Origin of the sequence: Nitratidesulfovibrio sp., from assembly GCF_040373385.1 — a bacterium.
Taxonomy (GTDB): domain Bacteria; phylum Desulfobacterota; class Desulfovibrionia; order Desulfovibrionales; family Desulfovibrionaceae; genus Cupidesulfovibrio.
Map to the genome: position 1 here is coordinate 476,607 of NZ_JBDXXH010000002.1, position 23,813 is coordinate 500,419.

17 protein-coding genes are annotated in these 23,813 nt (G+C 66.5%); 9 read left to right on the plus strand and 8 right to left on the minus strand.

Annotated features, from left to right (window positions below; genetic code table 11):
* Positions 1–60: 60 nt before the first annotated feature.
* The 8 genes from ABWO17_RS05160 to ABWO17_RS05195 all read left to right on the plus strand — a co-directional run bounded on the left by ABWO17_RS05160 (position 61) and on the right by ABWO17_RS05195 (position 11,076).
* Complete coding sequence (locus ABWO17_RS05160; RefSeq protein WP_353116498.1) at positions 61–489, plus strand: Hsp20/alpha crystallin family protein; 429 nt, start codon at positions 61–63, stop codon at positions 487–489.
* A gap of 15 nt (positions 490–504) precedes the next feature.
* On the plus strand, positions 505–3,090 hold the full coding sequence (locus ABWO17_RS05165) for a Lon protease family protein (RefSeq protein ID WP_353116499.1): 2,586 nt from the start codon (positions 505–507) through the stop codon (positions 3,088–3,090).
* A 461-nt stretch (positions 3,091–3,551) separates the two neighbouring features.
* Positions 3,552–3,791, plus strand: a complete 240-nt coding sequence (locus ABWO17_RS05170; protein WP_353116500.1) for a hypothetical protein — start codon at positions 3,552–3,554, stop codon at positions 3,789–3,791.
* Positions 3,792–4,320: 529 nt separating this feature from the next.
* On the plus strand, positions 4,321–4,707 hold the full coding sequence (locus ABWO17_RS05175; RefSeq protein ID WP_353116643.1) for a DUF485 domain-containing protein: 387 nt from the start codon (positions 4,321–4,323) through the stop codon (positions 4,705–4,707).
* The gene (locus ABWO17_RS05180; RefSeq protein WP_353116501.1) at positions 4,700–6,259 is read left to right on the plus strand and encodes a sodium:solute symporter family transporter; all 1,560 of its coding nucleotides are present in this window, start codon (positions 4,700–4,702) and stop codon (positions 6,257–6,259) included. The genes ABWO17_RS05175 and ABWO17_RS05180 overlap by 8 nt, the downstream gene beginning before the upstream one ends.
* A gap of 2 nt (positions 6,260–6,261) precedes the next feature.
* The gene (locus tag ABWO17_RS05185) at positions 6,262–7,995 is read left to right on the plus strand and encodes a putative nucleotidyltransferase substrate binding domain-containing protein (RefSeq protein ID WP_353116502.1); all 1,734 of its coding nucleotides are present in this window, start codon (positions 6,262–6,264) and stop codon (positions 7,993–7,995) included.
* Between the two features lie 16 nt (positions 7,996–8,011).
* Positions 8,012–10,195 carry a DUF294 nucleotidyltransferase-like domain-containing protein gene (locus ABWO17_RS05190; protein WP_353116503.1) on the plus strand — a complete coding sequence of 728 codons (2,184 nt, stop codon included), beginning with the start codon at positions 8,012–8,014 and terminating at the stop codon, positions 10,193–10,195.
* Positions 10,192–11,076 (plus strand): 3'-5' exonuclease, encoded by an 885-nt coding sequence (locus ABWO17_RS05195; protein ID WP_353116504.1) that lies wholly within the window; start codon positions 10,192–10,194, stop codon positions 11,074–11,076. Before ABWO17_RS05190 ends, ABWO17_RS05195 begins: the two co-directional genes overlap by 4 nt.
* Before the next feature lie 170 nt (positions 11,077–11,246).
* Here ABWO17_RS05195 and ABWO17_RS05200 read toward each other — a convergent pair whose 3' ends face one another.
* The 8 genes from ABWO17_RS05200 to ABWO17_RS05235 all read right to left on the minus strand — a co-directional run bounded on the left by ABWO17_RS05200 (position 11,247) and on the right by ABWO17_RS05235 (position 22,071).
* Positions 11,247–11,621 (minus strand): Rid family detoxifying hydrolase, encoded by a 375-nt coding sequence (locus ABWO17_RS05200; RefSeq protein WP_353116506.1) that lies wholly within the window; start codon positions 11,619–11,621, stop codon positions 11,247–11,249.
* Between the two features lie 69 nt (positions 11,622–11,690).
* A complete protein-coding gene (locus ABWO17_RS05205) occupies positions 11,691–13,286 on the minus strand; it encodes an N-acyl-D-amino-acid deacylase family protein (protein ID WP_353116507.1) in 1,596 nt (531 codons plus the stop codon).
* A 2-nt stretch (positions 13,287–13,288) separates the two neighbouring features.
* A complete protein-coding gene (locus ABWO17_RS05210; RefSeq protein WP_353116508.1) occupies positions 13,289–14,737 on the minus strand; it encodes a sodium:solute symporter family protein in 1,449 nt (482 codons plus the stop codon).
* A 4-nt stretch (positions 14,738–14,741) separates the two neighbouring features.
* A complete protein-coding gene (locus ABWO17_RS05215) occupies positions 14,742–15,929 on the minus strand; it encodes a YgeY family selenium metabolism-linked hydrolase (RefSeq protein WP_353116509.1) in 1,188 nt (395 codons plus the stop codon).
* Positions 15,923–17,149: a diaminopropionate ammonia-lyase gene (dpaL, locus tag ABWO17_RS05220; RefSeq protein WP_353116510.1), complete on the minus strand. Its 1,227-nt coding sequence runs from the start codon at positions 17,147–17,149 to the stop codon at positions 15,923–15,925. The genes ABWO17_RS05215 and dpaL overlap by 7 nt, the downstream gene beginning before the upstream one ends.
* Before the next feature lie 221 nt (positions 17,150–17,370).
* A complete protein-coding gene (locus ABWO17_RS05225; protein WP_353116511.1) occupies positions 17,371–19,254 on the minus strand; it encodes a sigma-54 interaction domain-containing protein in 1,884 nt (627 codons plus the stop codon).
* Between the two features lie 194 nt (positions 19,255–19,448).
* Positions 19,449–19,958, minus strand: a complete 510-nt coding sequence (locus ABWO17_RS05230; protein ID WP_353116512.1) for a 4Fe-4S dicluster domain-containing protein — start codon at positions 19,956–19,958, stop codon at positions 19,449–19,451.
* 10 nt (positions 19,959–19,968) lie between these two features.
* Positions 19,969–22,071 carry a molybdopterin-dependent oxidoreductase gene (locus tag ABWO17_RS05235; protein ID WP_353116513.1) on the minus strand — a complete coding sequence of 701 codons (2,103 nt, stop codon included), beginning with the start codon at positions 22,069–22,071 and terminating at the stop codon, positions 19,969–19,971.
* A 526-nt stretch (positions 22,072–22,597) separates the two neighbouring features.
* On the opposite strand from ABWO17_RS05235, the gene ABWO17_RS05240 reads away from it, so the two are divergent.
* Positions 22,598–23,779, plus strand: coding sequence for an iron-containing alcohol dehydrogenase (locus ABWO17_RS05240; protein WP_353116514.1), 1,182 nt, complete (start codon positions 22,598–22,600; stop codon positions 23,777–23,779).
* The last annotated feature ends 34 nt before the right edge of the window (positions 23,780–23,813 follow it).

Genomic DNA, 23,813 nt, shown 5'->3' on the forward strand with positions numbered 1-23,813 from the left:
AGGCACGCCGGTCCCCCGGCCCGCCCGCACCTTGCGCCCCCATTTCCGGAGGTCATTCGCATGGCCAACTTCAAATTGTGGAAAAGCGAGGAATTGCAGCGCCTGAGAAGCGAGAGCGACCGGATGTTCGACCGGTTGTGCTCCGGCCTTGGCCTGCCCTCGGTCTGCCAGCCGTTGATGGAACCGGCGCTGCGCATGATCGACACCCCCGACGCGGTGGTGGTCGAGGCGCAGTTGCCGGGCGTTACCGCTGAAGACCTCGACATCGTCATTACCGGCAGCGTGCTTCTGGTGCGCTGCGCCCAAAGCGCCACCTGCGGCATTGGTGAATCCAGCAGCAGGTACGAAAGCCGCTTCATGCTGCCGTGCAAGATCCGCACGGAAGACGTGGAGGCGGAACTGGACGAGGGCGTCTTGCGCATCACCATGCCCAAGTGCCGCAGGCCCGAAGCGCGCCGCGTTCCTGTCAGGACCGGCCGGGCCGGTTGAACACAAGGAGGCACCATGACCACTCCCAAGAAAGCGACCAAACGCACCGCTGCCTCTTCTCCTTCTTCGTCATCGTCTTCGTCTTCATCCTCGCAGGGCCGCGCGGGGCTGCCCGTTCCTCTCGCGCCCGCACAACTGCGCTGGACGCTGGACCCCGCGACGCTGCCCTTCGCCCATACCGGCGAGGTGGACGAGCAGGCCGACATCATCGGCCAGCGGCGGGGGGTGGATGCCTTTCGCTTCGGCATGGGCATGCGGGGCAAGGGCTACAACATCTTCGTCACCGGGGCCGTGGGCATCGGCAAGCTGTCCATGGTCAAGCGGCTGCTGGGCACTGGCGTCAACGGAGAGGCCACGCCCGACGACCTGTGCTTCGTGAACAACTTCAAGACGCCGGAAGAACCCATCCTGCTGCGCTTTCCCGCAGGCAAGGGGCGCGCCTTCAAGGCCGACGTGCAGGCGTTTCTGGACACGGTGAAGCGCGACATTCCCCAACTGTTCGAAAGCCAGGAATACATCGCCAGCAAGAACGAGATCATCGAGGCGCACGACAGGAAGACCCGCGAGTTCTTCAAGAACCTGGAAACCAAGGTGCGCGATTCCGGCTTCGTGCTGGTGAACATGCAGATGGGCCAGATCCAGCGGCCCGACATCGTACCCATCGTGGACGGCGAGCCGGTGCATCTGCTGAAGCTGGAGGAAATGGCCGCCAAGGGGCGCTTTCCCCGCGAGGAACTGGAAAAGCTTCAGGAAACCTACAAGACCCTGAAGGAAGAGATCGACGCCATCTTTCTGGATGTGCGCGAACTGCAAAAGGAAGTGAAGCGCAAGACCGAAGAGGTGGACCGGCTCATGTTCATGAGTTCGGCCCGCGACCTCGCCAAGCCGCTGCTGGACAGCTATGACGACCCCAAGGTGCAGAAGCACGTGGAGGCGGTGCTGGCCGACATGGCGGAAAATCTGGACAGCCTGAAGGTGATGGGCCAGCAGGTGCAGGGGCCCATGGGCATGTTCGTGCCCGCCCCGGCGGAAGCGGTGCTGCACCCCTACCAGGTCAACCTGCTGGTGGACAACGCGGAACTGGAAGGTCCTCCGGTTATCGTGGAATCGTTCCCCAACTACCGCAACCTGTTCGGCTCCATCGAGCGGGTCATGGACCGTTCCGGCCTGTGGCGCACCGATTTCACCAAGATCAACGCCGGGTCGTTCGTCAAGGCCAACGGCGGGTACCTTGTGCTGAACCTGATGGACGCCATCATGGAACCGGGGGTGTGGCAGACCCTCAAGCGCGCCCTGAAGACGTCGGAAATAGAGATACAGACCTTCGACCCCTACTACTTCATCACGGCCACGGGCATCAAGCCGGAGTCCATCGAGATGGAGGTCAAGGTGGTGGTCATGGCCACGCCGCAGCTGTATCACATGCTGCGCCACTACGACCCTGACGTGCAGAAGATATTCAAGGTATGGGCCGACTTCGATTCGTCCATGCCGCTGGACGAGGTGTGCGTCACCGACGTGGCCAAGCTGATGAAGACCTTCGTGACGGCGCGCAAGCTGCGCCAGTTCGACGCCACCGCCGTGGCCGCCCTGCTGGAGCACGGCGTGCGCATGACCGGGCGGCGGGAAAAGCTGACCACCTCGTTCCCGGTGCTGCGCGACATCATGGAAGAGGCCGAGTACATCGCCCGCGGCGAGGGGGCGGACATGGTGTCCGCCACCCACGTGACCCGGGCGGTGGAAGGGCGGCTGTACCGCGCCGGGCTCATCGAGGAGAAGGTGCAGGAGATGATCGACCGGGGCAGCGTGTTCATCGATACCGACGGCGATGTCGTCGGGCAGGTGAACGGGCTGGCCGTGTACGCCATGGGCGACCACATGTTCGGCAAGCCATCGCGCATCACCGCCACCACCTCCATGGGGCGCGAGGGCATCATCAACATCGAGCGGGAATCGGACCTGTCCGGGGCCATTCACAACAAGGGCATGTTGATCCTTTCCGGCTACCTGCGGCGCGCCTTCGCGCAGGACAAGCCGCTGTCGCTGTCGGCGTCCATCGCCTTCGAGCAGTCGTACGGCGGGGTGGACGGCGACTCGGCCTCGTCCACCGAACTGTACGCGCTGCTCTCCAGCCTGTCGGGCGTGCCCATCAGGCAGGGCATTGCCGTCACCGGCTCGGTGAACCAGAAGGGCGAGGTGCAGCCCATCGGCGGCGTGAACGTGAAGATCGAAGGCTTCCACGAGGTGTGCAGGCGCAAGGGGCTGACCGGCGAGCAGGGCGTGCTGATTCCTGCCGCCAACGTCAACGACCTGATGCTGCGGCCAGAGGTGCTGGACTCCGTCCGCGCGGGCACCTTCCGCGTCTGGGCCGTGCGTACGGTGGATGAAGGCATCGAACTGCTTACCGGCATGCCTGCCGGGGTGCGCGGGCCGGACGGAACCTATCCGCCGGATACCGTGTACGGCAAGGTGGATGCCCGGCTGCGCGAACTGGCCGAAGGGCTGCGTAACTTCGGCGAGAAAAAGGACGAGAACGGCAACGGCAAGGGTAAGGGCAAGCGTGCCAAGCCCGCCAAGGAACCGGAAGGCAAGCAGGAATAGGCTGGCGCAAAGGCTGCGCCCCATGGCCCAGCCACCCTTGCCATGCGGGGGGCGTGATCCGGGTGTATTGCTGCAAGCCGGTCCTGCCATGACTGAACACGGGCGGCCCCTTTCTGCGGGAAGGGGCCGCCCTTTGCGTGGGGTGGCGGGACACGTGCGGCGGAAGAGGCGTAAGAGGCGGAAGGCGTGGCTTGCCAATGCATCGTGCGGGTATGGATAGATGGCTGATTGTTCAATCATTATATATGGCAGTAATTCTTTATTTCACAATGGCGCCGTCTTTGTGCGCCATGCCCGCCTGCCATGGAAAAATGCCAATGGAACATCACGTAGTGCACCGAAGAAACAGCTAGTACCGCAAATGCACAATGTCCGTTCGCTCCGCGTGGCGCATCTTGAACGGGAGGAAGCATGTGATAAGAGGGGGTGACCCCTCTCCCGTAACGGCCAAAGGAGGACGCATGAACAACGAAGACTACCCGTACGACCTGATGCAGGTCGTGCTTGTGACGCGTGACGGCAAGCGGCTGGAGATAGAGGCGCGGGTGGGGTCGCTGTTGTTCGTTGACGTGGAGCATGAAAACTGTTGCGTCAGTTGCGATGCACAGTCGTGGGACGATGTGCCGGGCATGCGCCGCCGCGCGGTGCGCCGTATGATGGATGCGCTGCACGAGACGTTGCCGCTGCTGGCCGATCAGTAAAGTGCGCCCCGGTTCGGGGTGTGCCCCTTCGGTCATGCCGAAGGGGTGATGCAGGGGGATGTCGCAGGGCGCGGCATCCCTTTTTTGTTGCCGCAGTCTGGCGAAATGGCGGTTTTCCGAAGCCAGTGGTGCGTGGGGCGGGACGTGCGGCGCGTAGTGGCCGGTGAACGGCGTGTGTCGTCGGGTTCGATGCCGGATGCCGCGCTGTCGTTCCTGCGCCGCCCGCCACCGACCAACGGCGCCGCGTGCGGCTTTGGCCGGTCTCCTTTCCCGATTTTCGCGCGCTTGCGGGTGCATGAGCGCCATTCACCGAAAGTGACGTGGCACTCTTTCCGCGTGGCCGTACAACGGAGCCATCGACACCGGCGACACCGTGACGGCACGAGCGTCGCCGGACGGGCACTGCATCGGCCCGCGCCCATATCTGCGGGTGCGCGGGCTGGCGGAACACCACAAGGAGGCACGCATGGCCACGATCACCGAAACGGCGGGCACCACCGGCATGACCATGGAAGCCCCCAAACCCCACATGGCTCCGGCCCAGCACGGGGCATCACCTCTGCCGCATCGGGCGCACAACCACCCCGACGAGGCGCAGTTCGCGGCGCTGGTCCGCGCCCGGTGGAGCGTTTCCCTCACCCTGACCGCCCTGATGCTGGTCATCTACTTCGGCTTCATCATGGTTCTGGCCTTCCGGCGAGACCTGTTGCAGGCCTCCGTGGGCGGCGGCATGACCCTGGGCATTCCCGTGGGGTTCGGCATCATCGTCATCGCCTCGGCGCTCACCGGCGTCTACGTGTGGTGGGCCAACCGGGCGTACGACGGCGCGGTGCGCCGCATCGTGGCGGGTATGCAATCGGGCGTGCAGTCCGGCGAAAAAGCGGGCCAGACCATGAAGGGGGGGCACCATGGCTAGCGAATTCACGTCCACCATCGGGCAGCCCAACGCGCTGTCCATCGGGTTCTTTTTCCTGTTCGTGGCCTTTACCCTGGGCGTCACGTGGTGGGCGGCCCGGCGCAGCCGTTCGGCGGCGGAATTCTATGCGGCCGGGCGCAGCGTCACCGGGTTCCAGAACGGGTTGGCCCTTGCGGGCGACTACATGAGCGCGGCCTCGTTCCTGGGCATTGCCGGGCTGGTGGCGCTGAAGGGGTACGACGGGCTCATCTATTCCATCGGCTTTCTGGTGGGCTGGCCGGTGATGATGTTCCTCATCGCCGAGCCCCTGCGCAACCTTGGCAAGTACACCTTCGCCGACGTGGTGGCCTACCGCCTGCGGCAAAAGCCCATCCGCGTGGCGGCGGCGTGCGGTTCGCTGATGACCGTGGCTTTCTACCTCATCGCCCAGATGGTGGGTTCCGGCTCGCTGGTGCATTTGATGTTCGGTCTGCCGTACGAAACGGCGGTGCTGGTGGTGGGCGCGGTGATGATCGCGTACGTGCTGTTCGGCGGCATGCTGGCCACCACCTGGGTGCAGATCATCAAGGCCGTGCTGCTGCTGGGCGGGGCCAGCGTGATGGTGTTCTTCGTCTTGCGGCACTTCGGCTTCAGCCCGGCGGAACTGTTTCGCGCATCCGCCGCGCGCTACGGCGACAAGGTGCTGGCCCCCGGCGGCCTTGTGTCCAATCCGTGGGACGCCCTGTCGCTGGGCATGGCGCTGATGTTCGGCACGGCCGGGTTGCCGCACATCCTGATGCGCTTCTACACCGTGCCGGACGCCAAGGCCGCCCGCAAGTCGGTGTTCTATGCCACGGGCCTCATCTCGTACTTCTACGTGCTCACCTTCATCATCGGCTTCGGGGCCATGACGCTGGTGGGGCAGGATGTCATCGCCGGGTTCGACAAGGGCGGCAACATGGCCGCGCTGCTGCTGGCCGAGGTGACCGGCGGCACCATGTTCCTGGGCTTCATCGCCGCCGTGGCCTTCGCCACCATCCTGGCCGTGGTGGCCGGGCTGACCCTGGCGGGCGCCACCACCTACGCGCATGATCTTTACGCCAACGTGTTCCGACGTGGGCAATCCACGGAAGACGACGAGGTGCGCATGGCCAAGCGGGCCACCGTGGCGCTGGGCGTGCTGGCCGTGGCACTGGGCATCGCCTTCAAGGGGCAGAACGTGGCCTTCATGGTGGGACTGGCCTTCGCCATCGCCGCCAGCGCCAACTTCCCCGCGCTGCTCATGTCCATCCTGTGGAAGCGCTTTTCCACCTTCGGGGCGGTGTGCTCCATCGCCACCGGGGCCACGCTGGCCGTTGGGCTCATCGTGCTCAGCCCCACCGTGTGGGTGGACGTGCTGCATTCGCCGTGGGGCATGGCCGCGCCCTTCATGCTGAAGAACCCGGCGCTCATCTCGCTGCCAGCAGCCTTTGCCGCCGGGTGGCTGGGTTCGGTGCTGCGGCCCGAACCCGACGCGGAACAGCGCTACGCCGAACAGAAGATCCGCAACTACCTTGGCGTGGGCGCGGAGTAGGCATGAAGACCGGCGATCCCGCCATGGCATCCGTGGCCCCTCCCGACGGGGAGGGGCCTTTGGTGCGGGAAGGGGACCGGGAGGCGCGAGACCCGTTGTCCCTGGCCGCGTTGCCTGCGGAAAATCCGCTGCTGCGTCCCGTGCGCGAGGTGGTGGATGGGCCTGCGGGGACTGGTGGGATTGGCGGGACTGGTGCGACTGGTGAGACTGGGCTCCGCGCGCCGCTGTTCGTGGCGGCGGGCACCCCCCTGCGCGAGGCCGCCGCACGCATGGCCGGGGCGGGTGCATCCGCCTGCCTGGTGCGTGCGGCGGGGGAGGGCACCGGGCGGGATGCGCAGCAGGTTGCGTCGGGCTGTCCACGTCCTGCGGGCATCCTGACCGAGCGCGACGTGGTGCGCGCGCTGGCCCAACACGGTCCGGGCGCGGCCACGCTGCCGGTGGAGGCGGCCATGACCGCCGTGCTGGTCACCGTGCGCGAGGATGAACTGCTGTTCGAGGGGCTGTCGCGCATGGTGCGCCACGCCATCCGGCGGCTGGTGGTGATGGCGGCGGATGACACGGTACGCGGCATGCTGGAGGAACGCGACCTGCTGGCCGCCGGGGCGGACAACCCCGTGCAGTTGGTGGCGGACATGGCCGCCGCGCCGGACGGGGCCGCCTGCCGCCCTCTGCTGGAACGGGCACGCCGGGTGGTGGTGCGTTGCGTGGAACAGGGGGTGCCCGCGCAGCACGTGGGGCGGCTGGGCGCCGAATTGCACGACCATCTGCTGGCCCGCCTGACGCACCTTGCCGTGGCGGCCATGCCGTTGCCGCCCTCGGCTCCGTTCGGCATGGCCGTGTTGGGCAGCCAGGCCCGGCGCGAGCAGTTCCTGGCCGCCGACCAGGACGCGGCCATGGTCATTTCCGAGGCTTCCGGCGACGTGCCTGCGGAACAGGTGGCCGACTATTTCGCGCGTCTTGCCGCGCGTCTTGCCGCCTTGCAGGCCGAGGCAGGCGTGCCGGACTGCCCGCACGGCGTGGTACCGGGCAACCCCGCCTGGCGCATGACCCTGCCCCAGTGGCGGGCGGACGTGGCGACCATGCTGCGCGCCCCCGATGCGCCGGGGGTGCTGCGCTGTTCCATGCTGGCGGATGCGCGCGGCGTGGACGACGGCTGGGACCTGGTGGCGCGTCTGCGCGCCCTGCTGGGTGACATGGTGCGCAACGTTCCGCTGATGCTGCGCTACATGGCGCGAGAGGCCGTGCGCTTTGCCCCGCCGCTGGGTGTGTTCGGGGCGTTGGTGATGGAGCGGGCCAAGGCAGGCGGTGCAGGCGGTACAGGCGGATCAGGCGAATCCGGAGGGCCATCCGGGTTGGGCGAATCAGGCGGGCGTGGCGCGGGCACGCTGGACCTCAAGCGGGGCGGGCTGTTTCCGCTGATGCACGGGGTGCGCACCCTGACGCTGGACGCAGGCGTCACCGCGCACGATACCGTTGGGCGCATCACGCAACTGCGGGAGGCAGGAGTGTTGTCCGCAGCGCGCGCGGCGGACCTTGGCGAGGCCATGGACCATCTGCTGGGACTGCGGGCGCGGGCGCAGGCGGCGGCGCTGCGGGGCGGCGCGGTTCCCGATGACCGGGTGCACCCCCACACACTTTCCGGCCTGGAGCGGGAACGGCTCAGGCAGTGCTTCAAGGTTGTGGCGGACTTTCAGGACATGCTGCGGCGCCGCTATTCGCTGCATCTGATGACCTAGGCGGGGCGGAGAACACATGCACGAGGACGTGATCCGTTTCCTGCGGGGGATACCCCCGTTCCGGTTCCTGCCGCGTGCCCGGCTGCGCGCGTTGGCTTTCGGCACGCAGGTGGCGTTCATTCCGGCGGGCGAGGCGCTGGAAAGCACCACGGAGGACGGAATGCCCGTGCTGCACGTGGTGGTGAAAGGGGCCATTGCCGTGGGCGCTGCGTCCGCCGGGCCGGATTGTGGTGCGCAGCGCCGGGAAGTGCTGGGGCCGGGCGCGGTGTTCGGCTGGCCCTTCGGGCGGGCGGGGGCGGCTCGCGGGATCGTGCCGGCCGGGGAAGGCGGCAGGATGCGGCTCGCCGTGCCCCCGGCGTACGCCGCCAGCGATGCCCTGTGCTATCTGCTGCCCGCGCAGGCCGTGTCCGATGCCTTGGACGGCAGGCCCGAGTTGGGACAACTGCTGGCTCCCGGCTTCGGCCCGGTGTTGCTGGAACTGGGCGCGGCGGATATGGCCCGGCGCGGTGCGCTGGCCTGGCAGGGCGGGCGTCCATGGCAGTCCGTTACCGCCGGGGAAGCCATGCCCGCAGGGTTTGCGGCGGCGCCTGTCCATGTATCGCTGCGCGAGGCGGCCCGGCTGATGACCGAGCGCCAGCGTAGCGCCATCGTACTGGTGGACGGCAAGGGCAGGGCGGCGGGCATTTTGACCGACCGGGATTTCCGTTCCCGCGTGGTGGCGGGCGGGGCCGCACACGACCTGCCCGCCAGCGCGCGGATGTCCGCGCCGGTGCTGTGCGTGCAGGCCGGAACGCCGTGTCTGGACGTGATGCTGCTCATGGCCGGGCGCAACATCCATCACGTGGTGGTGGTCGAGGGCGACGAGCCGGTGGGGGTGCTGTCCTCGCACGACCTGATGGTGCTGCGCGGGGTGTCGCCCACGGCACTGGCAGAGCGCATCGGCGCGGCGGGCACGTTGACCGAACTGGTGGAGGCCGCTCCGCGCGTCGATGCGCTGGCCGCCGTGCTGCTGGGCGAGGGGGCGCGCGCGGCCACGCTGTCCGCCACCCTGCCGGACCTGCACGACCGCATGACCGCACGGCTGTTCGAACTGGGCATTGCCGCGCTGGGGGCGCCGCCGTGCCCATGGTGCTTCGTGGCCTTCGGCACGGCGGCCCGGCGCGAGGCGTGGTTTCGCCACCGGCAATGGAACGGGCTGGTGGTGGGCGAGATACCCGTCACACCCGGCAACGATGGCCGCGATCCCCACCCCGCCGGAGCGGCAGGGGCAGATTCCGTAGCCGCCTATTTCGGCACGCTGGCCCGCTTCGTGCGCGACGGACTGCGCGCGCTGGGCTTTGCGCCCTGCTCGCAGGGGCGCATGGCTGCAACGCCCGGCTGGACGCTGACCATGGCGGGCTGGCGGGACAGGTTGCGGCATTTGGCGGGAGCAGAATGCGGCAGCACGGCAAATTGTGCGACCTTGAATTGTGCGGCCTTGGACATGCCGTTGCCGGTGCGGCTGGGCATGTTCGACGTGCGCCCGGTGTGCGGTGATGGTGAACTGGGCCTGCGCGTGGCCGCCGAGGCCGATGCGGCACTGGCGGACGCGGTGCGGGCCGGGGCGTATTGGCCGCTGGCGGCGGAGCAGGAGGTGCTGGCGGGACAGGCGGGACAGGCGGGACAGGGGGGACGGGGGGGCTCTCCGCGCGCGGAACTGACAGCCATGGCGCGGGTTCTGTCGGCGGGGCACAACGTGCAGCCCCCCGCAACCCTGACACGGCTGGATGCTGTTGCGGCGGACTTAGCCGCGCGCGAAGGCGCGTGCAAAGAGACGGACGCCGAAGCTCTGGGCGATGCCCGGCGGGCCTGCGAATACCTGCTGCTGCGCTTCGCACATGGGGAACTTGCCCGCCACGGCATGGGAGACGGCCCGAACGAGAGCGGTGAGGACGAGAGCCGCGAGGAGGCGGACGATGCCGGGGCCATGGCGATGGATTCTTCCGGCGGTGCTCCTGTGGTCGAGGGGGGGGATGCACCGAACGGACCGGGCGGACTGGACGCGCTGGCCCTGCGCCGCGCCCGCGATGTACTGCACGCGCTCGACGGGCTGCCGGGCCCTCGTAAGGGCGCCACGCCGCCCCGTCCGGGAGTGGACGCGAATGGCGTACCCGTCGGTCATGCTTCGAGCGTATCGCCCCGTCAGGGAGGCAGGCCGTGAAGCGGCTGCTGCGCCGCCTGCTGTCCGGCAGCGGTCCGGACCCGGCCACGCCACTGCGGCGGATGGTCTTCGTGTCCGTTGACTGCGAGATGACCGGCCTGAGCCCCGCCCGCGACGATCTGCTGGCCGTGGGGGCCGTGGCCCTGCGGGGCACGCGCATGGACCTTTCCGCCACCTTTCGCGGACGGCTGCGTCCGGTCTGCCCGGTGCGGCCCGAAGGGGTGCCCGTGCACGGCATCCTGCCCGGAGAGGCGGCCCACGGCGACGACGCGGCGACGGAACTGGCCCGTCTGGATGCCTGGCTTGCCGGGTGTACCGCAGCGCCAGGCGCGGGGAACGGGGCAGGGGTGCACGTGGTGCTGCTGGGATGGTGCCTGGGGCTGGACGAGGCATTCCTGGCCGCAGGGCGCAAGCGCGCCGGGCTGCCTGCCCGCACGCATCCCCGCTGCGACGTGCTGGACCTGTTCCGGCATCTGCGCGCCACGGGGCGTCCGGCGGCGGGCAGCATGCCCGTACAGCAGCATCTTGAAACGGCGGGAAGCGTGTCATCTTCACGCGCGTTGCCTGCGCCACCGCTTGCCCCGGCGCATGCCCCAGCGCCTGCTCCGGTCGTGCCGGATTCTCCGGACATGCTCGCCGCGCTGGGGGATATCCCCCTCAAGGACGCAGACCTGTACGCGGTGGCCCGTGCCCTTGGGGTAGAGGTGCACGGCGCGCACGACGCACTGGGTGATGCCTGCCTGTGCGCGCAGGTGTTCCAGCGTCTGGTTCCGTTGCTGGAGCGGGGCCTTGGCCGCAAGGCCGTGTGGGGTGATCTGACGCGCGTGGCCAACACGGCGACATGCGGGGCGCGCCACGGGGGCGGGGCCTTCGGGCTGTGAGGCGCATGGCGCCGCCGTGTCCGTGCCGCCTGTATCCGCCCCATTTCCCTGAACAGCGCAGGCACACAGCATGACGAACCGCCCCGCCGGAACGTTTGTTCCGACGGGGCGGTTGCTTGTTTTCGAGTACCGGATCGGGGGTCGTGCAGCGTCAGTGGAGAAGCCGTTTCCTAGCGGACGGCGACGACTTCCACTTCCACCTTTGCCCCCAGCGGCAGGGCCGCCACAGCAAAGCAGCTGCGGGCCGGAAAGGGCGCGGAAAAGAACGTTGCGTACACCTCGTTTACTGCAGGAAAGTCCTTGATGTCGGCAAGATACACGGTAGCCTTGAGTACCTTGTCAAGACCTGTCCCCGCCGCCTCTAGAATCGCCCTGACGTTGCGCAGCGACTGCGCGGCCTGTTCCCTCACGTCATCGGGCATGGCCTTGGTGGCGGGGTCAATGGGCAACTGGCCGGACGCGAAGACGAGGTTGCCGGTGGCCATGGCCTGGGAGTACGGGCCCACGGCTCCGGGGGCTGCCGCGGTGTCTATGCGTGTGAGCATGTGCGTTCCTGGGTTGTCATTTTGATGTTCATGGAAGCCTGTGGACGGGGCTGACATCGACGCCGCCGATCAGGCGCGCAATACCTTGCCGGAAAGGGCGGCGTTGGTCGGGTGTCCGTCGCGCACCACATGGGCGCCGTTGATGAACACATGGTGAATGCCTTCGGGGTGCTGACGCGGATTGGTGAAGGTGCCCTTGTCGATGATGGTTTTCGGGTCGAACACCACCACGTCGGCGTAGCAGCCCGCGCGCAGGACACCCCGCTCGCGGATGCCGAATACCTCTGCCGGTCGCAAGGTCATCTTGCGGACGGCCTCTTCAAGGGGCAGCACCCCCTCCTCGCGGACGTACTTGCCGAGCACGCGGGGGAACGCCCCGTACACGCGGGGATGGGGCGTTCCGCCCAGCAGCCCGTCGGTGCACACGTTCATTTCCGGTCGGGCAATGAAGGCCTTCACGTGTTCCTCGAGACCGTAGAAGTCCACCATGCCCACCGCGTTGGCTTCCTGCAGTAACAGGTCGTAGGTGGCCTCCAGCGGATCCTTGCCGCGCAGTTCGCCCAGTTGGACGAGGTTCAGGCCGATGGCGTCGCGGTTGGCGTCCGTCTTCACATCGGTGACGAAGATGCCGTCCAGCCCGGCGAAGGCCACGAAGTTGTCCCAGCCGGGGATGCCGTCGTGGATGTCGCGGGTCATGCGCGCCCTGGCCTCCGGCGAGGCCAGGCGTTCCAGCAGGCTGTCCGTGCCGCCGTCGTGCGCCCATGCAGGCAGGATGACACCGAGCATGGTGCTGCCTGCCACGTAGGGATACTGGTCGAACGACACGCGAATGCCGGCCGCCTTGGCCTGTTCCAGCAAGGCCAGCACCTGCTCGAACTTGTCCGCGTTGTTCTTGCCGCAGATCTTGAAGTGGGAGAAGTGCACCGCCACGCCGGAATCACGGCCGATGGCGATGACCTCGCGCATCGAATCGAGAATGGCATCCGCCTCGCTGCGTTGGTGAATGACCAGCGGCCTGTCGTATGCCGCTGCAACGGTGCACAGTTCCACCATTTCACGGGTATCGGCGTAGGCGCAGGGCATGTAGATGAGCCCGGTGGACAAGCCGAAGGCCCCGGCATCCAGTTCGCGGCGCAGCACCGCGCGCATCCGGTCAAGGCTGGCGTCATCCGCCACGCCGCTGCCAAGGCCCATGGCCTCCATGCGCACGTTGCCGTGCGGCGCGAGGTAGCACAGGTTGGTGGCGGAACCGTTGCGCTCCAGCATGTCCAGATAGCCCCTGGTGGTGGCGTAGGACCAGTCCAGTTCGTCCATGTCGCCGTCCAGCCCGGCCAGGTTCTTGCGCCACGGGCTGATGTACCGTGCGGGCAAGGGGGCCATGGATATGCCGTCCTGCCCCAGCATTTCGGTGGTTATGCCCTGCATGACCTTGGCCAGCAGGCGGGGTTCCTTGAAGACCATCACGTCGGAATGGCTGTGCGAGTCGATGAAGCCGGGGCATACGACCTTGCCCCCGGCGTCGATGACGGCGTCAAAACCGCCCGTGTCGAACGCGTCGTCCGGTCCCACTTCCTGAATGCGTTCACCGTCCAGGGCCAGGCTGCCGGAAAAGCCCGGGGCACCCGTACCGTCCATGATCGTGCCGTTACGAATGAGCGTTCGCATGGCTATCTCCTTATTTCGGAAAGCCGGTTCAGCTCGATGTGTTCATCGGTGATGGCGGGCGGAGCTGCGGGTACGCCGAGGCTGCGTTCGATCTTGGAGACCAGGAAGAAGAACACGGTGCTGACCAGCGAACCCACCACCAGCGACATGATGCCGTAGGGCTCCTTCAGGTACTGCCAGACCCCGGCTGCCGCCGAGCCCATGATGATGGCGGCAAGGCCGCCGTTGCGCGTGGCGTTCTTGTAGATGAACCCGAACAGGAATGCGGCGAAGGGCCCCGCAGAACGCATGGTGAAGCCGAAGACCAGCAGGTCGATGATGCCGATGGCCGGGTTGAGTGCGATGACCAGGCACGCCATGCCCATGACCATGACCACCGCCTTGCTCAGCATGAGTATGGTGCGGTCGCTGGCCTGCTCGTTGATGTACTTCTGGTAGACGTCTTTGGTGAACAGCGTGCATGAGGCGATGAGGTTGCCGGATGCGCTGGACATGGTGGCCGCCACCACGGAGGCCATGACCAGGCCTGCTATGAGCAGCGGCGCAAAGTGCATGGCTGCCATGGGCATGGCCTGGCTGGGCTTGATGTCCGGAAAATGCGCCAGGGCGCACAGCCCGATGATTGCCGGGATGAACCCGTAGCAGGCCATCAGCATGGAGCACAGGAAGGAACCGAGGCGGGCGGTCTTGATGTCGCGTGCGGCAAAGTAGCGCTGCACGGCTTCCTGCCCGGTGGAGAAGGTCATGAAGTACATGAGGATGAGGCCGATGATGGTCTTCCAACCAACCTTGGTCATGCTCATTTGCGTCGGGTTCTGGGCCACGACGGCGGCGGAAACGGCATCCCAGCCGCCCGCGCCGTTCAGAATGATGGGCATGGCGATGGCCATGCCCACCGTAATGAACAGGATGTGCACGATGTCGGTAAAGGCGACGGACACAAGGCCGCCCAGCATGGTGTACAGCGTGACGACAATGGCCACCATGATGGTCACGGTGGTGAAGTCGCCGCCGGAGATGGTTTCGATGATGCTGCTGGTGGCCTTGATTTGTGCTGCCGTAGCCACGAACAGGGTGCACAGCGACAGGAAGGTGGCGATCATGTGCGAGGGCTTGCCGTAGCGCCGGGCCAGGATTTCGGGAACCGTGGTGGCCATGGAGCGCCGCAGGAACGGGGCCACGAACGACACCAGAAAGATGCCGATGCCCGCGCAGACCACGTACCACCCGGCGGAAAGCCCCCATTCGCCGTACGCCTTGGATGCCACGCCGATGGTGCTGCCGCCGCCGATTTCCGCAGCGGCCAGCGTGCCAGCCATCATCAGGGGACCCAGCGAACGTCCCGCCAGGTGAAAGTCCTCGGAACTCTTGACCTTGCGCGACGAGACATACAGGGCAATCCCGATCATGGCCGCCATGTACGCGAGAACGATGTAGAATGTCGGATTCATGTCGTTACCCCTCGAGCAGAGCGTTGCAGATGGCGGCGTACCCGGCGGTGGCCGCATGGAGCTGGGATTCCTCGATGTATTCGTCGATGGTGTGGGCGAGATCCTCGCGCGAGGGGCCAAAGCCCAGGGTGCGGATGCCCGCTTCCCCGGCGTAGTGGCTGCCGTTGGTGCAGAACGAGTAATGCGAGATGGCGGGGGCAAGGCCCGCGCCGCGCAGGGCGGCCAGGGCGCGTTGCACGAAGTCTTCGCTTTCGTCGAAGAGCCAGCCGGGGAAGAAGCGTTCGCCTTCGATGGTCGCGCCGGTATGGCAGGACTCGGCGCCGCGCGCGTATTCGGCACGCCCCTTGAACGACGGCACGGAGGCTTCCAGCCGCCGCACGGCATCACGGTAGGGGGCCAGCACGGCATCGGGCTTTTCGCCCGTCAGCAGACGTCGGTCGTAGGTGGCGCGGCAGTGGCTGGGCACTACCGATGCCCCGGGGTAGGGGGTGGAAATGATGTCGGTCAGCACCGCCACGCCCTTGCCCAGCACGGGGTGCTCGGGTGCGGTGATGGATTCCGTTTCGGCCAGCAGGGCGCGCATCAGATGCACGGCGTTGACACCCTTGTCCGGGTTGGCGGAGTGGGCGGGCACGCCGAAGGTTTCCAGCACTATTTCCGCCCGGCCGCGCTGGCCGATCTTGAGGTTGAGTTCCGACGCCTCTCCGATGATGACCACGTCCGGCCTGAAGTTGGCGCTGATCTCGCGGGCGGCGATACCCTCGAAGCATTCTTCGTGCACCACCCCGGCCACGCACAGCGTGCCCGCGAAGTTGCGGTCGGTGTCCTGCGCAAGATTTGCCGCTGCACAGGCCATGGCTGCCACCGCGCCCTTCATGTCAGACGCGCCGCGTCCGTGTATGCGCCCGTCGGCAAGCTCGCCGCCGAAGGGATCATGCGTCCATGCCGTGGGGTCGGGCACGGGCACCGTGTCGATGTGGCCGTCCATGAGCACCACGGGGCCGGGGCGCTTGCCCCGGATGCAACCCACGATGCTGCCGTACCGGTCCACGGTCACCTCGTCGTACCCGCGCGTACGCATGAAGCTGCCCAGCACGCGCGCCACGTCGCCTTCCTGTCCGGAATAGCTGGGCTGGCGTATCAGGGAGCGGCAGAGTTCGTTGACCTCGTTCCTGCGTTGGTCGTTCAGCATGGGCGGTCTCCGTCGGGGTTCTGTCCGAACCACACCACGTTGCGATAGGTTGCGGGCGAGGTGTCGCCCTCGGTGCTTACGCACAGCACGCGGGATGCGTCGTCAAGTTGCAGGGCCTCGCGCGTGGCGGCCCCGTCGGGGTGTTGCATGATCCACTGGAGCGCCCCCGTGGTCACTGCGCCCGACTCGCCCGAAATGATGCGGGGATCACCACTCAATGGCGCACCAAGCATGCGCATGCCGTTGGCTGCCACGTAGTCCGGGCAGGACATGTAACTGTGCGCGTAGTCGCGCAGCAGCCCCCAGCTCACCGTGTTGGGCGCGCCGCAGGCCAGCCCGGCCATCAGGGTATCCAGGTCGCCGGTAACGGTATGCGGAGCGCCGTCGCCGATGCGGGCGGACGTATAGATGCAGTTGGCGTTGTGCGGTTCGACGATGACGAAGCGCGGCATGTCCGCTCCCAACACGGAAGCCAGATAGCCCAGCACGGCCCCGGCGAACGACCCTACGCCCGCTTGCAGCAGGACATGGCTGGGGCGTTCCGTGCCGAGTGCGCGCATCTGCTCCAGCGCCTCAAGGGCCAGGGTCATGTAGCCCTGCATGATCCAGGTGGGGATGTCCTCGTATCCCTCCCACGCCGTGTCCTGCACCATGATCCAGCCGTTGGCGCGTGCCTTTTGCCAGGTCATGGCCACGGCGTCGTCGTAGTTGAGGTCGGTGACGGTGCAGGCGGCGCCGTGGGCAAGGATGTTGTCCACGCGTTCGCGGGCCGAACCCTTGGGCATGTACACCACGGCCTTCTGCCCCAGTTGCTGGGCCGTCCAGGCCACGCCGCGCCCGTGGTTGCCGTCGGTGGTGGTGGCGAAGGTAAGTTCGCCCAGTTGGCGGCGCACGGCATCGGAGCACAACATGTCGCGGCTGATGTCATCGATGTCGCGCCCAAGGGCCTTGGCCAGGTAGCGACCGATGGCATAAGCCCCGCCCAGTACCTTGAAGGCATTGAGGCCGAAACGGTGCGATTCGTCCTTGACGAAAACCTGGCCCACGCCAAGGTCGCGGGCCAGCCCCGGCAACGTATGCAGGGGGGTGGGGGCGTATTCCGGGAAGGTGCGGTGAAAGCGGAGGGCACGTTGCGCCTCGCCTTGCGAGAGGGCCGACAGATCGGCTCCCGCATTGGCGGTTCGCAACCGGGAATTGTGAAGAACCTTGATGCCGGTCACGTCGTTGCGTCTCCTTGTTTGTGGGGTGTTTGGTCCCACACGGAAAAGCAAACGGCGCGCCAATGCTGCGGCGCAAAGTGAAAGCATGTAAAAGCAGTATGTTGTATGTGCGTGGCGAGCGTGGCGCAGGAAGGGGGAGTGTTCTCGGAATGAGAAAATTCGCAATATGAGAATGGCGGTGCGATCAGCATGGTGTTGGCGAGAGAAGTAGCCAGGCCGTATCAGTCCCCGGCTTCCTTGAGCTTGCGGTACAGGGTGGCCACGCTGATGCCCAGCGCCGCGGCGGCCTGGCGTTTGCCCAGTGTGTCGACGCCGTAGCGGGCCAGCGCGGCCTCTATGGTCCGGCGCTCCAGTTCCTGCAACGTCATGATTGGCATTGAGCCATCCATGATCCTTGCCGCGCCTTGCATCGTGCTGTCCTCCTGGCCTGGAGGCGGGCAGGCGGTCGCGACGTGGGGCATGGTGTGGCCTGTCGCAGGGTGGGGATGCGCGTCGGGTTCCGCCGCGCAGGAGCGGTCCATGTGGGCACGTGCGGTGTTGCGGGGGGAAAGCAGGGCAGGGGGCAGGTGCATGGGACCCAGCCGCCCGTTGCCCGGCATCATGTTGACCATGTATTCCACCACGTTTTCCAGTTCACGGACGTTGCCGGGCCAATGGTGGGCGTTCAGCAGTTCCAGCACGCGATCGGGAACGTGCGTCGGGCGCGTCTTGCCGAAGCGGGCGCAGTAGGTGTCCAGAAAACGGTCCACCAACGGGCGGATGTCGCCGGGCCTGTCGCGTAGCGGCGGTACGCGCAGGGGGATGACGTTGAGCCGGTAGTAGAGGTCTTCGCGGAACATGTTCTGGGCCACCATGGTTTCCAGGTCGTCGTTGGTGGCGGCGATGACGCGGATGTCCACGCTGACCGCGCGGCTGGAGCCGAGGCGGGTCAGGGCGCGCTCTTGCAATACACGGAGCAGTTTTACCTGCAAGTACAGCGGCATGCTTCCTATTTCGTCCAGAAATATGACGCCGCCGTGGGCCAGTTCGAACTTGCCGATGTGGCCCTTGCGGGATGCTCCGGTAAAGGCCCCGCCCACGTAACCGAACAGTTCGCTTTCCAGAAGCGTGTCGGGTATGGCGCCGCAGTTCAGCGCCACGAACGGCCCGTCGCGGCGGGGGCTTTCGGCATGAACGGCCCGCGCGAACAGTTCCTTGCCCGTTCCGGATTCTCCGGTGATCAATACGGTGGATGTGGACGTGGCGATGCGCTGCACCTGCGCCTTCAGGGCCTTCAGTTTGGCGGATTCGCCCACGATGGCGTCCAGCCCGCCGCCGCCTCCGCTTTCGGCCAGGCTGTGCACTCTCCGTTTGGCGTCATCCAGCGATTCAAAGGCCAGCACCGAGGCAAAGTCCGGGTTGCGCGAATGCAGCCCGCGCAGATGTCCCACGGCATCCACCTGTCTGCCGTTGCAGCGCAGCACGAACTCGTCCATGTCCGAGAAACTGTCGCCCGTGGGCAAAACTTCCAGCGTGGCGGGTGCGGTGTCCTGTTCGCCAAGGCCCAGCAGGCTGCGGGCAAATCCGTTGGCGTAGGTAAAGCCCCCTTCGGCGTTGCGCACCAGGATGCCCCGGTTGTTCACGTCCACGATCTGGAGCATCAGGTCCAGGAATTCCGTGGCCCCCTCCAGCCTGCGCTTGTCGTGCAGTTTGCCCGCCAGAGCCTGGGCCAGCAGCCCGATGAAATGGATGAAGGTGTCCTTGCGGGCCAGCACCCGTTCGCGTTCATCGTCCTTGAAGCAGACCAGGCCGATGACGCCGTACAAGTGTTCGCCGTCGGCGATGGGTGTGCTGACCGAAAGTTTTTCACGGCAATCGGCGCGGTTGGGGCACTGACTGCATATTTCGTGTTCTCGCGGGGTTTCCATGAACACGGTGCGCCGGGTGCGCATGGCGGTGCGGTACACCTCGCCCGCGCTGCGCAGGCTGTGCCCCACGCCCTTTTCGTACATGCCGGTTCCGGCGATGCGTATCAGCCTGTCGTCAACCACCTCGACGTCGATACCGGTCACCTGCGAGATGACCTCGGCATAGCGTTGCACCTGAGCCTGAATGTCTGCGAGCATGAAAGTGCCTCCCTTCACTGGCCGTACTTGCGCGGCAGGAGTGGACGCTATCATCCATTTCTCATGATGAGAATGCCCGTTGCGGCCCCAGCGGGAGCGGGGACGCAAAAAAAGGGAGGAAGACAGGCTTCCCCCCCCCCTTTGCCGACGCCACGGCGTGGCATTGACCACGCCGTGGCTGCCGTCGGAATCGGCTAGCGTTCCGCCAGGGCTCGCTGCGGCGCGCGCTTGCGCTGTTCTTCGTAGCGGGGGTCGTCCTGACCCACCAGTGCAAGCGCATGGGTGGTGCAACCGGTGACGCAGGCGGGCTTCAGCCCGGCGTCGATGCGGTCCATGCACAGGTCGCACTTCACGGCCTTGTCGCCGTCCTCGTTCCACTGGGGGATGTGCCAGGGGCAGGCTTCCAGGCAGGCGCCGCAGCCGATGCAGTCATCGGCCTCCACGTACACGATGCCGTCGGCCTCGCGCTTGGTCATGGCCCCGGTGGGACAGACGTCCACGCATTCCGGCTCCTCGCAGTGGAAGCAGGGCATGTACAGGGTGCGGTAAAGAGGCGCGCCGCTGGCCGAGGGCACGGGGCCTTCGGTGAAGTGCTCGCCCAGCTTGATGCCCACGGGCATGGCGTTCTTGACCTTGCAATGGACTTCGCACGCCTTGCAGCTGATGCAGCGGCGTTCGTCGGTGACGATGCAGTAGGTGCTCATGTGCTGTCCCCTATGCCCTGGCCGCGGCCTTGCGCACGGCAACGAAGTGTTCCTGCATGGAGATGCCGCCCCCGGCCCGGTCGTAGCGTTCAAGCCCGCCGGGCATCAGTTCCTGGTCGGCCACGCCCTTGCCCCGCGCCCGCGATTCCACCGGCAGCCGGTGGCCGAAGCCGTGCACCATGAACAGTGCCTCGGGGTGCACGAAGTCGGTGACGAAGGCGCGGATGCGCCCGGCGGCGGTGCCGTGCGCGTCCAGCACTTCCAGCAGTTCGCCGTCGGCTATGCCCAGTTCGGCGGCCCGTGCGGTGTTGATCCACGCCACGTTGGTGGCCATCTGCTCGGCCAGCAGCGGGTTGTTCACGGTGTGGCCCTGGGTGTGCAGCGCCGTGCGCCCGAAGGCGATGCGGAACATGCCCTGCGGCGGTGCGGGCGGCGCGGCGTAGGGGCGCAGGCTGGGTTCGCCGGCCTTGGTCCACTTGGGGCTGATCATTTCCAGCTTGCCCGAGCCGGTGCCAAACTTCAGTTCCGCGTCCTCGCGGTACTTGGGCGCGTCGCACAGTTCCACGAAGCCCTTGGCGTCGAAGTCCGCCATGGTCACGCCCGTGGGCTGCAACTGGTAGTCCCAGATGTCCTCGATGCGTTCGAAGGCCAGCTTGTCCATGCCCAGCCGTTTGGCGAGACCGCACAGGATTTCCCAGTCGGCCCTGGTATCCAGCGTGGGCTGCATGGCCCGCTTGCGCACGAAGAACTGCGGCTTCAGCCCGCCCTTGGAGGCGATGATGCTCTCGCGCGAAAGGTAGGTGGACAGGGGCAGCACCACGTCGGAATGCCACGCCGTGTCCGACCACGAGAAGGTCACGCTGACCAGCAGGTCCAGCCCTTCCCACTTGCGCTTCATGGCGTCCGCGTCGGGCATGGCCATCAGCGGGTCGTGCCGGTAGCAGATGTACGCCTTGACCGGGTACGGGTCGCCGGTGGCGATGGCGTCGTAGGCCAGGTTGATCAGGCCGGGGCCGCCGTCGAACTGGGTGTGCCGCCAGCCCACGCCGTCGGCGCGCTTCTCTTCGGGGGCGGGGTACAGGTCCACCAGCTTCTTCAGGCCCTTGCGACCCACGTCGCCGGGCTTGTTGGCGATGGGCAGGCCACCCTTGGCCCCGATGGAGCCGAGCAGGGCGTTGATGATGTACGCGGTGCGACAGACGTGGAACGAATCGTCGTAGCGCGCCACCATCCAGCCGGGGTGCCAGATGACATTGGGCGCGGCCTCGGCCAACTGGCGGGCCAGCGCGGTGATGGCGGCGGCGGGCACGCCGGTTTCGCCCTCGGCCCACTGCGGGGTGCAGGTGGCCACATGCTCGGCCAGCGCGTCCAGGTCCTGCACGTGCGCTTCGACGTAGGGCTTGTTGTACAGCCCTTCGTTGAGCAGCACGTGGATGACGGCCAGGTTGAAGGCCAGGTCGCTGCCGGGGCGCACCATGTAGAAATTGTCGGCCTTGCCTGCGGTGTAGGTGGCGCGGATGTCCACCACGCTGAGCTTGCAGCCCTTTTCCAGGCCGTCGAGCACCGCGTTGGCCTCGGCCACGTTGATGGCTTCAAGGATGTTGCGGGTCTGCAAGACCAGGTGCTTGCAGTTGCGGTAGTCGTAGACCACTTCCTTGCGACCGATGCCCATCACCGATTTTGCGGCGTGCTGCACGTTGCGCGCGCAGGCGCTGTCGTGGTTGCAGTAGTTGGGCGAACCCAGACCGCGCATGAAGGCCTGGTGCAGGTCCACGAAGGGGCCGCCCCGGTCGGAAAACAGCACGCTGCGCCCGCCGTGGGCGGCGGTGATGTCCTTCAGCTTTTCGGCCACGTAGTCCAGCGCCTCGTCCCACGAGGCTTCGCGCCACTTGCCTTCGCCGCGTTCACCCACGCGGATCAGCGGGCGCTGCGGACGTTCCGTATCCATTTCAAGGGCGATGCCCGCCGCGCCGCGCGCACACAGCGACCCCTTGAGGGGCGACTTGGGGTTGCCCTCGATGCGAACGGCCTTGCCGTCCTCCACCTCGACCACGATGGGACAGCGCACGCTGCACATGCCGCATACACTGTACACCTGTTGCCTGCCTGCCATGGCTGCCTCCGGTGTTTGCCTGCCGTTGGATATCTGGTTGAGCTTGCCCCGCCTATCAGCGCTTGTCCGCGCCGCGCAAGCAAAGCCGCGCATGTGTCGTTTGTAACAGGAACACGCATTCCGATACACTCGTGACCGTGAAAAATCGAGAGGGTTTCGTGAAAACAATCACGATTTGCCTGCCTGGCGTGCTTATTATGCTTTTTTAGGCACATGTGTCGTTTCGACCCAATCTGCTCCCCCAAGTGGGCCATTCTGTCCCCCGGCCTTCCAGCCCGCGCCCTGCCTTGCCTTGCGGAACCCTGCAGGCACGAAAAGAGGACATACCGTGCCCGGCGGACGGGCGTGGCTGCGCGAGGCCGGGCCAGTTGGCGCCACCCGTGCGGGGGTGAAATAACGCAGTATAACGGAATACAAGGAAAAGAGACTTTGGCCCCATCCTTGCTCTAGTGGGGGCAGGAGTGTTCGCGGGGTTTACGGAACCCGCGATGACGTCGCTAACCCCAACTCAGCGAGGTAGGCAGACATGGCAGTTCAGGAACAGGTTTACGGGTTCTTCATTCCCAGCGTTACCCTGATCGGCATCGGCGCCTCCAAGGCCATCCCCGAAAAGATCAAGGCGCTCGGCGGATCCAAGCCGCTCATCGTCACCGACATGGGCATCGTCAAGGCGGGCATCCTGAAGCAGATCACCGACCTGCTGGACGCCGCCAAGATGGCCTACAGCGTGTACGACGAAACCATCCCCAACCCCACCGACGACAACGTCCACAAGGGCGTTGAAGTCTACAAGAAGAACAAGTGCGACAGCCTGATCACCCTTGGCGGCGGCAGCTCGCACGACTGCGGCAAGGGCATCGGCCTTGTCATCGCCAACGGCGGCAAGATTCATGACTTCGAGGGCGTGGACAAGTCGTCCAAGCCCATGCCGCCTTACGTGGCCGTGAACACCACAGCGGGCACCGCGTCCGAAATGACCCGTTTCTGCATCATCACCGACACCAGCCGCAAGGTGAAGATGGCCATCGTGGACTGGCGCGTGACCCCCAGCATCGCCCTGGACGACCCGCTGCTGATGATGGGCATGCCCCCGGCGCTGACCGCCGCCACTGGCATGGACGCCCTGACCCACGCCGTGGAAGCCTACGTTTCCACCATCGCCACCCCCATGACCGACGCCTGTGCCGAGCAGGCCATCACGCTCATCGCCACCTTCCTGCGCCGCGCCGTGGCCAACGGGCGCGACATCGAGGCCCGCGAGCGCATGTGCTTCGCCCAGTACCTGGCGGGCATGGCCTTCAACAACGCCAGCCTCGGCCACGTGCACGCCATGGCCCACCAGCTTGGCGGCTTCTACGACCTGCCGCACGGCGAATGCAACGCCATCCTGCTGCCGTACGTCTCGCAGTTCAACCTCATCGCCAAGCTGGACCGCTTTGCCCGCATCGCCGAACTGCTGGGCGAGAACATCAGCGGCCTTTCGGTGCGCGACGCGGCGGAAAAGGCCATCTGCGCCATCAAGCGCCTGTCGGCGGACGTGGGCATTCCTGCCGGCCTCGTGGCCCTTGGCAAGCGTTACGGCAAGGACGTGAAGCCCAAGGACATCGCCATCATGACCAAGAACGCCCAGAAGGATGCCTGCGGTCTGACCAATCCGCGTTGTCCTACCGATGCTGATGTCGCGGCCATTTACGAAGCGGCCATGTAAGGGGTACAGACAAAGCCGGGCGTGGTCCTTTTCA

Bases quoted from the DNA above. Each gene is read 5' to 3' on its own strand.
- ABWO17_RS05160 (WP_353116498.1), top strand. From the start codon at position 61: ATGGCCAACTTCAAATTGTGGAAAAGCGAGGAATTGCAGCGCCTGAGA.
- ABWO17_RS05165 (WP_353116499.1), top strand. From the start codon at position 505: ATGACCACTCCCAAGAAAGCGACCAAACGCACCGCTGCCTCTTCTCCT.
- ABWO17_RS05170 (WP_353116500.1), top strand. From the start codon at position 3,552: ATGAACAACGAAGACTACCCGTACGACCTGATGCAGGTCGTGCTTGTG.
- ABWO17_RS05175 (WP_353116643.1), top strand. From the start codon at position 4,321: ATGGCTCCGGCCCAGCACGGGGCATCACCTCTGCCGCATCGGGCGCAC.
- ABWO17_RS05180 (WP_353116501.1), top strand. From the start codon at position 4,700: ATGGCTAGCGAATTCACGTCCACCATCGGGCAGCCCAACGCGCTGTCC.
- ABWO17_RS05185 (WP_353116502.1), top strand. From the start codon at position 6,262: ATGAAGACCGGCGATCCCGCCATGGCATCCGTGGCCCCTCCCGACGGG.
- ABWO17_RS05190 (WP_353116503.1), top strand. From the start codon at position 8,012: ATGCACGAGGACGTGATCCGTTTCCTGCGGGGGATACCCCCGTTCCGG.
- ABWO17_RS05200 (WP_353116506.1), bottom strand. From the start codon at position 11,621: ATGCTCACACGCATAGACACCGCGGCAGCCCCCGGAGCCGTGGGCCCG.
- ABWO17_RS05205 (WP_353116507.1), bottom strand. From the start codon at position 13,286: ATGCGAACGCTCATTCGTAACGGCACGATCATGGACGGTACGGGTGCC.
- ABWO17_RS05210 (WP_353116508.1), bottom strand. From the start codon at position 14,737: ATGAATCCGACATTCTACATCGTTCTCGCGTACATGGCGGCCATGATC.
- ABWO17_RS05215 (WP_353116509.1), bottom strand. From the start codon at position 15,929: ATGCTGAACGACCAACGCAGGAACGAGGTCAACGAACTCTGCCGCTCC.
- ABWO17_RS05225 (WP_353116511.1), bottom strand. From the start codon at position 19,254: ATGCTCGCAGACATTCAGGCTCAGGTGCAACGCTATGCCGAGGTCATC.
- ABWO17_RS05230 (WP_353116512.1), bottom strand. From the start codon at position 19,958: ATGAGCACCTACTGCATCGTCACCGACGAACGCCGCTGCATCAGCTGC.
- ABWO17_RS05235 (WP_353116513.1), bottom strand. From the start codon at position 22,071: ATGGCAGGCAGGCAACAGGTGTACAGTGTATGCGGCATGTGCAGCGTG.
- ABWO17_RS05240 (WP_353116514.1), top strand. From the start codon at position 22,598: ATGGCAGTTCAGGAACAGGTTTACGGGTTCTTCATTCCCAGCGTTACC.